Genomic DNA, 6763 nt, shown 5'->3' with positions numbered 1-6763 from the left:
ATCTCCCCCATCTCCCCTATCTCCCCCATCTCCCCATCTCCCCATCTCCCCATCTCCCCCATCTCCCCCATCCTCCTCATCCCCCCATCCCTTCACACATTTATTGGAAAGTAACTCAATGGTTTTTCTACTACCTGGTGTCAAATTTGATTTGGATTTGATTCAAAAATATGACACTCGCGCACCCAGATATACTAGCTATCCACCGGCTACAGAGTTGAACGAAACATTCACCCAAAGTGATTTTAAAGCTGCGATCGCTGCCTCGAATCAACGAAAAACTCCTCTTTCTTTGTATTTCCATATTCCTTTTTGCCAAAGTGCTTGCTACTTTTGTGGGTGCAACACGGTAATTTCTAACAACAAGAAAATTGCTGAACCTTACTTAGAGTATTTGGTACAAGATATCAAAAACACCGCAGCCTTAATTGATTCACAAAGAAAAGTGCTGCAAATTCACTGGGGTGGTGGAACTCCTAATTATTTGGAACGCGACCAAGTAGAACTTTTATGGCAAAACATCAATCGTTACTTCAACATTGACCCCCAAGCAGAAATCTCAATTGAAATTAATCCCCGCTACATTGATAGAAACTATATTCTGTTTCTCAGACAAATTGGGTTTAATCGCATTAGTTTTGGCATTCAAGACTTCAATAGCCAAGTTCAAGTTGCTGTCAACCGGATCCAACCCGAAGAAATGTTGTTTGATGTCATGAGTTGGATTAAGGAAGCGAAGTTTGAAAGTGTGAATGTAGACCTAATTTATGGTTTACCTTATCAAACTCGCGAAACTTTTCGGGAGACGTTACAAAAGACGATGGAATTAGATCCTGACCGCATTGTTGTGTTTAATTTTGCTTATGTGCCTTGGCTGAAGCCGACGCAAAAAAATATTCCTCAAGAAGCTTTACCAGCAGCCCAGGAAAAGCTAGAAATTCTCAAGATGACCATTGAAGAATTGACCAATAACCAATATCTATTTATTGGTATGGATCATTTTGCTAAAGTTAATGATGAATTAGCGATCGCTCAACAAAATGGCACTCTCAAGCGGAATTTTCAAGGCTATACTACCCACGCTGAAACAGAACTTTTTGGTTTTGGTGCTACATCCATTAGTATGCTAGAAGATGCCTATGCTCAAAATCACAAAGAATTAAAGGATTATTATCAGACAATTGCATCAGGTAACTTACCTATTAGTAAGGGTATTAAGCTGACTCAAAATGATATCATCAGACGAGATGCTATTATGTCTATCATGTCTCATTTTCAATTACATAAGCAAGACATTGAAGATAAGTATCAAATCAGTTTTGATGAATATTTCTCTGAAGAACTAGAAGCGTTAAAACCACTAGTAGCTGATGGACTGGTGAATTTATCAAAAAATCACATCCAAGTTACAGACATCGGTAGATTGCTAGTCAGAAATATTGCCGTCATATTTGATACTCATACAAGAACGCGAGAATCAAAATTCTCTCGTGCCATTTAGGGAACTCCAAAAATAAATTATTCTGGTTAAAGTGTTGACTGTTGATTGTTGACTGTTCGCGGTTCACAATTAACAGTCAACAGTCTTCTATGGAATATTTTTTTACTTGGAAGTTCTGGAAGGCAATAGCTAATAGATCCGCTGTAAAATTTGACATTTGTCAGAACCCCGGCTTTTCAAATAAATCGGGGTTATAATTTTTTCTATACTTTACATCTCCGAAAAGTTAGATAATAAAATTACATCTTTAGATAGATATAAATCATCTAAAATCAGCATTTTTTGGCGAAAAATAAAAAAATCTGTGATTTTTGATTGGCTGGTTATATAATCCACAAAGGTGTAAGATTGAAATCCGGATTTAGGAGTTGATAAACTCATTTTTCTGACAAAAATTTTCATGGTGTATGTTATGCCATCGAAGTTAAATATCATTTGATGTCATATCGATACAACCTCTTTTATCTAACTTTTGGATTCAGCATTTATCCCATGTGATAGAAAGAATTTTGAATTGAAAGTTGATAACTTATATACAAGTCAGATTGATGAGGTAATTATCGATTATGAGTATTATTGCTTGGGTAGTTTTAGGACTTTTAGCAGGTGCGATCGCTAAAGCTATTTATCCTGGTTATCAAGGCGGTGGAATTCTTTCCACAATGATTTTAGGCATCATTGGTGCCTTTGTTGGTGGAAGTTTATTTACATTGCTAAGAACCGGAACTCTACAAATTACTGCTGCTGGTGCAGGGTTAACTATTCCTGGGATTTTAGTAGCTGTCCTTGGCGCGATTATTGCTATCTACCTATGGGGATTAATCAGAAGAAGTAGTAATGCCTAATTGGTAAGCGACAGTTATTAATCATCAAATGACCACTGGTATTTAATTTTCTCGTAGTTTTCTAGTTGAGAAGCTATGAAATGTCAATTTACCCAAATATATGTGGGAAATCCTAACAGGAAATAAAACCAGCGTATCTCTTTTGTTTTGTCAAACTTATTTTTTGGAAGCTTAAATCTATGTTCTTTCACAAAAAAGATCCTATTCATGTAGTAAACGTTAAGGAACCAAACCCTCGTTTTGCTCAATTACTTTTAGAGCAATTTGGTGGAGCAACTGGAGAATTAAGTGCAGCTTTGCAATATTGGGTTCAATCATTCCATGTGGAAAACGCTGGAATTAAAGATATGCTCCAAGATATTGCGATCGAAGAATTTAGCCATCTAGAAATGGTTGGCAAACTCATCGAAGTGCATACCAAAAATACCGATCAAACAGAAGCTTATAAAAGCACTCTCTTTGCAATACGAGGCATAGGGCCTCATTTTCTAGATAGCCAAGGTAATGCTTGGACTGCAAGTTACTTGAATGAAGGCGGAGATGTAGTCCGCGATTTAAGAGCCAATATTGCAGCGGAAGCCGGCGCTCGTCAGACTTACGAAGAGTTGATTAAATTGGCAACGGATGAAGGTACTAAAGAAACTTTAGTCCATCTTTTAACACGAGAAATTTCTCATACCCAGATGTTTATGAAAGCTCTAGATTCTCTGGGTAAGTTAACAGATCCATTCTTTGGTAATATTCAACCAGATGAAACTGTTGCTCTTTACTACAACCTATCTACAAACGGTAATGGTAAAGATGAGCGCGGCCCTTGGAATTCTGAGCCAACATTCAAATACATTGCAAATCCCCTAGAAAGTCACTCTTAATTCCATCGCTTGGATTTAGAACACAAGTAGATTAGACTTCTTGCATAAGTCGGGAAAAGGGAAAGGGGAAAGGGGGAAAGGTTTGGTATTTTCCCTTTCCCCTTTAACATGTATCCCTTTGACCACAAAAGTCCAAAAAGCAATTGATTGCAAGAGGTCTATTAACAGCAAATATTTTTTGGCATATTTTTATTCAGCTTTGAATAATTGCCAACCTATATTTGCTGATATTAATTGCAATAGTACACACCTGACGGGGCGCACAAATGTGCGCCCCGATGAATTCAGAACTCACACTAACATTCAAACCCTAAATCAAAACTGTCCAGCAGGAGATTCATTTGTGATTGTTAACGCAACTCAAAACGGTTGGGAAATTATTTATCATCGCGCTCATGCTTTGTTAGCAGCTCAATTAGCAGGACAATGGCGACGTAAAGATGCTCCAGCCCGATTATATGAAACACTAGCAGCCATTTCTCATCACGATGATTTAGAAAAAGAATGGGAAGACGATAATCTGACTAAAGCTGGTGCGCCAAGAGACTTCACTCTGATGACAGATACTGATATAGAAGAAGGTGTCCCGAAAACCGCTAATTTGGCTAAGAATGCTTTTTATCGTGGACGGTGGGTAGCTTTATTAATTTCTATGCACATTAGTCGTTTAAATGAGCCTAGCCGGGGTCAGTCTCCAGAATTGGACAAACTTTTAGATGAGCAACTTCAAAATCAACAACGTTGGCGTGAAGAACTAGGTATTGAAAAGGAAGAAGTTGATGCAGCTTACGCATTTATGCAATGGTGCGATCGCCTTTCTTTGATCCTCTGTAAGCAAGAATTACCTGCTGCTGAACGCTTTTTAGAAATTACCAAAGGCCCTGACGGTCAACGTTATGATATCATGCAACGCAGTGATGGGTCAGTTTTTGTTAAACCCTGGCCTTTCCAAGATGAAAAATTCACTGTCAACATCGAAGCTTCTTACCTCTGGCAGATAAAATTTGAAAGCAACGCCGAACTCACTCAAGCACTACAAAAAGCCCCCATCAAGACATTAGAGTGGAAATTTGTTAACGCCTAGATACCGACGCATTTGTCTGTAGGGGCGAACGGCTGTTCGCCCTCAAAATTGACGAACCCCTGTTCGCCCTCAAAATTATCCGGGTTTAATTGAGCCTGACCCTCTGAAACACCAGACATAAAAACCCAGTGATAATCCAACGCCCAAATTCTTAAATCATCTGCCAATGGAAGCAAACCAAAATTTTCAGCTTATTGCTTAGAATATTTACAACTCAGCAATAGATCAAAAAAGAGCCAGAAAATTACTTATCTGGCTCAAAGCTGGAGACAAAAAAATCATCAAATAACAGCTAACTTGACCAAGAACCTAAAGTCTACCCAAGTTATGCAGTCCTAAAATAGCGCCTACTCCCAAGATATGACCAAAGGCGGTAGTAGCTAACAAAGCAGGTGCGCCAAAACCACCAAAGAAATTGGGTGATGGTAGCTTTGGTTCTGCATTTGGATACTTGATGGTAGATTTGCCAAAGGCAATGGCAATTATGTTGGCGATAATCATGGTCAAGCCAACGTAAGGACTCCATTCCAGGGGTGCGGTTGCAGCAGCAAGTAACGTTGAAGTAAACACCTGATTTGCTCCTGAAATTTATTAATGATTGAAAATATAATCTGAAAATTCCCGAAGCTAATTCAATCAAATCGCTGATTTTGCATCAATATTTAACACTTATTTTCACTACTTAATATAATCTGCCCCACCTTACGTATTTTGGACGCTAATATCAAAGTAGTACATTTGAACGATTCTGATTCACCGATTAACTCTCAAATTTGACTAGAGTACAAACAGCACAATTTCAAGAAAAGAATTGTAAAGGCTGTAGTGTATGTCATCGAAACTACAAATATCTTGGCATCAAAATTACTAGTTCATAGACTACACGTGCATAGATGCAGCCCGCATAGGCATCGCTCGAAAGATAATTTACACTCAAGATGATAGCGATTATTTCTAGCTTCTGTTATGTCCTCAACTCTAGATTCTTTGCCACCTGCACTTGCTAAAATCGTTCAGCGGTTTCAGCGCGCTTCTGAGCCGAAGCGACGTTACGAACAGCTAATCTGGTATGCTCAGAAGCTCAATGAGTTCCCAGAAGCTGATAAATTACCTGATAACAAAGTTCCTGGTTGCGTTTCTCAAGTTTATATCACAGCAACCTTGAATGATGGTAAAGTTGTCTTTCAAGGCGATTCTGATTCTCAGTTAACCAAAGGATTAGTAGGACTTTTGGTTGAAGGATTAAATGGACTAACGCCAACAGAAATTGTGCAACTTACCCCAGATTTTATTCAAGAAACAGGTTTAAATGTTAGCCTTACACCTTCCCGTGCCAATGGATTTTACAACATTTTTAAAACAATGCAAAAAAAAGCATTGGAATGTAAGTTAGATGTAAGTAATTAATAAGTAGGCATTAGGCATTGGGCATTGGTTATTCACTAATGACTAATAACTAATGACTAATGACTAATCACAAATGACAAAGGAGAAAAGTTAATCTCATGTCAACCAATTTATTATCTACCTCTGATGCAGTCGGATTTGGTGGAGTAGTTCAAGAATATCTTTGGAATTGGCAAAATCAGCAATTGCGCGTTGTTTATGAAACCCTCGGTAAAGGTTCGCCGCTATTGCTGTTACCTGCTTTTAGTAGTGTTTCGACGCGTTTGGAAATGGGCGAACTTGCTAGGTTGTTAGCTCCCAATTTTCAAGTTATAGCTGTGGACTGGCCTGGTTTTGGGGAATCTTCTCGCCCTAGTTTAGATTATCGACCCGAAATATATCAGCAATTTCTGGAAGATTTTGTTAACGCTATTTTTAAAACGCCAATTACTGTAATGGCGGCTGGTCATGCATCTACTTACGTTTTAAAATTAGCTGTGAAACAGCCAACGGCGTTCTCAAAAATTGTGTTGTTAGCTCCCACTTGGCGCGGGCCTTTACCGACAATGGGCGCTAGTCAACAGATAGCTGGTATGGTGAGAGAATTAGTGCGATCGCCTGTAGTTGGTCAAGCTCTCTACAAACTCAACACTACCCCATCTTTCTTAAATTTTATGTACCGTCGTCATGTCTTTACAGACACGACAAAACTTACACCCAGTTTCATCGAGAAGAAATGGCAGACAACTCAACAACCAGGAGCGAGATTTGCCTCTGCTGCCTTTGTAACTGGTAATCTTGATGCTGTAAGGCAGCAATCTGATTTTCTCCAACTCGTACAGTCTTTAACCGTACCATTGATGGTGGTAATTGGAGAATCTAGCCCTACCAAATCACGAGAAGAAATGAACGCTTTAACTGCATTACCAGGAGTAAGAAGCGTCATTACTCCAGGTTCTCTAGGACTGCATGAAGAATACCCAGCAGAAGTTTTAGCAGCAGTTGAGAATTTTTTGTTCAGAATTGAGAACTAAAAATATCATTTTATGAGTTTGTAGTAAGCACTTCAGTGCTT

The 6763-nt window shown here is 38.7% G+C and carries 8 protein-coding genes; 6 read left to right on the top strand and 2 right to left on the bottom strand.

Translation table 11 applies throughout. The features are described 5' to 3' along the window. The first annotated feature begins 118 nt into the window (after nucleotides 1–118). The gene (hemN, locus tag VF06_RS19520) at nucleotides 119–1501 is read left to right on the top strand and encodes an oxygen-independent coproporphyrinogen III oxidase (protein WP_099070744.1); all 1383 of its coding nucleotides are present in this window, start codon (nucleotides 119–121) and stop codon (nucleotides 1499–1501) included. A 210-nt stretch (nucleotides 1502–1711) separates the two neighbouring features. Here hemN and VF06_RS19515 read toward each other — a convergent pair whose 3' ends face one another. Continuing rightward, a complete protein-coding gene (locus VF06_RS19515; protein ID WP_143861801.1) occupies nucleotides 1712–1936 on the bottom strand; it encodes a hypothetical protein in 225 nt (74 codons plus the stop codon). A gap of 131 nt (nucleotides 1937–2067) precedes the next feature. On the opposite strand from VF06_RS19515, the gene VF06_RS19510 reads away from it, so the two are divergent. The 3 genes from VF06_RS19510 to VF06_RS19500 all read left to right on the top strand — a co-directional run bounded on the left by VF06_RS19510 (nucleotide 2068) and on the right by VF06_RS19500 (nucleotide 4302). After that, nucleotides 2068–2346 carry a GlsB/YeaQ/YmgE family stress response membrane protein gene (locus VF06_RS19510; protein WP_099070742.1) on the top strand — a complete coding sequence of 93 codons (279 nt, stop codon included), beginning with the start codon at nucleotides 2068–2070 and terminating at the stop codon, nucleotides 2344–2346. 179 nt (nucleotides 2347–2525) lie between these two features. Beyond that, a complete protein-coding gene (locus VF06_RS19505; protein WP_099070741.1) occupies nucleotides 2526–3218 on the top strand; it encodes a manganese catalase family protein in 693 nt (230 codons plus the stop codon). A 343-nt stretch (nucleotides 3219–3561) separates the two neighbouring features. Beyond that, complete coding sequence (locus tag VF06_RS19500; RefSeq protein WP_099070758.1) at nucleotides 3562–4302, top strand: DUF3891 family protein; 741 nt, start codon at nucleotides 3562–3564, stop codon at nucleotides 4300–4302. Nucleotides 4303–4611: 309 nt separating this feature from the next. Here the strand turns inward: VF06_RS19500 and psaK are convergent, their stop codons facing one another. Next, on the bottom strand, nucleotides 4612–4872 hold the full coding sequence (gene psaK / locus VF06_RS19490; RefSeq protein ID WP_099070739.1) for a photosystem I reaction center subunit PsaK: 261 nt from the start codon (nucleotides 4870–4872) through the stop codon (nucleotides 4612–4614). Nucleotides 4873–5268: 396 nt separating this feature from the next. Between psaK and VF06_RS19485 the strand changes: the two genes are divergently transcribed. Together VF06_RS19485 and VF06_RS19480 are read left to right on the top strand one after the other, a co-directional pair. Continuing rightward, nucleotides 5269–5709, top strand: a complete 441-nt coding sequence (locus tag VF06_RS19485; RefSeq protein WP_099070738.1) for a SufE family protein — start codon at nucleotides 5269–5271, stop codon at nucleotides 5707–5709. A gap of 98 nt (nucleotides 5710–5807) precedes the next feature. Beyond that, the gene (locus VF06_RS19480) at nucleotides 5808–6722 is read left to right on the top strand and encodes an alpha/beta fold hydrolase (protein WP_099070737.1); all 915 of its coding nucleotides are present in this window, start codon (nucleotides 5808–5810) and stop codon (nucleotides 6720–6722) included. Nucleotides 6723–6763 lie beyond the last annotated feature (41 nt).

This window comes from Nostoc linckia z4 (genome assembly GCF_002608075.1).
In the GTDB taxonomy this organism is placed as follows: Bacteria; Cyanobacteriota; Cyanobacteriia; order Cyanobacteriales; family Nostocaceae; genus Nostoc; species Nostoc linckia.
This window is presented reverse-complemented; position numbering and strand designations above follow the sequence as displayed.